Here is a 572-nt window from a genome sequence, read left to right as displayed (position 1 = left end):
CAATCGTTGTGTGGGCAATCATGATGTCATATTTTCGTCCGTAGACTTCTTTCCCGAGCTGTAAATAAGATTTACAGTACTTGAAGAACGTCTCAATGTCCCACCGTTTTCCGTATAGACGAATGATCTCTTCATTTTCCATCTCGATATCTGTGGATAATAACGCTAGCCAATTACGCTTGCCCTTACTGTTGCGATTTTTAACAAAAATGATTTTTGCTTTAATCTCTTTCCCTTGATCATTGAGCCCTAGGCTCACAACAGCTTCTGCTTTAACGATGGCACGCCCGCGCTTTTTCTTTAAGTGGGCATAGAGTTCCTTAAGCGTGTAGCGTTCGCCTTGATAGCCATAGGTCGCTCGCATGGGCTTTATCATACAAATAACGTGTAATGGATAATCCGTTACCACTTGCTTGATCACAGAAGCGTGACCGAACCAGCTGTCAAAAAATACATTGAAGCAAAGAATGGAGAACAGGCATGACGATCAAATTAGTTGCCATTGATCTGGATGGCACATTATTGAATGAAGAACATAAAATCAGTCCAGAGGTGAAGCAGGCTATTCAGGC

At 42.1% G+C, this 572-nt stretch carries 2 protein-coding genes; one reads left to right on the top strand and one right to left on the bottom strand.

The features are described 5' to 3' along the window. Positions 1–364, bottom strand: a 364-nt coding sequence (locus ACYQ2O_RS12730) for a transposase (RefSeq protein ID WP_459796772.1), incomplete at its 3' end; no start/stop codon positions are given. 116 nt (positions 365–480) lie between these two features. Between ACYQ2O_RS12730 and ACYQ2O_RS12725 the strand changes: the two genes are divergently transcribed. Next, positions 481–572: HAD hydrolase family protein (locus tag ACYQ2O_RS12725; RefSeq protein WP_459796774.1), on the top strand; the 92-nt coding region annotated here is incomplete at its 3' end.

It is taken from the genome of Alkalibacterium sp. m-11, assembly GCF_054658155.1.
The sequence above is the reverse complement of the archived record's forward strand: the minus strand, read 5'-3'. Positions and strand labels throughout refer to the sequence as shown.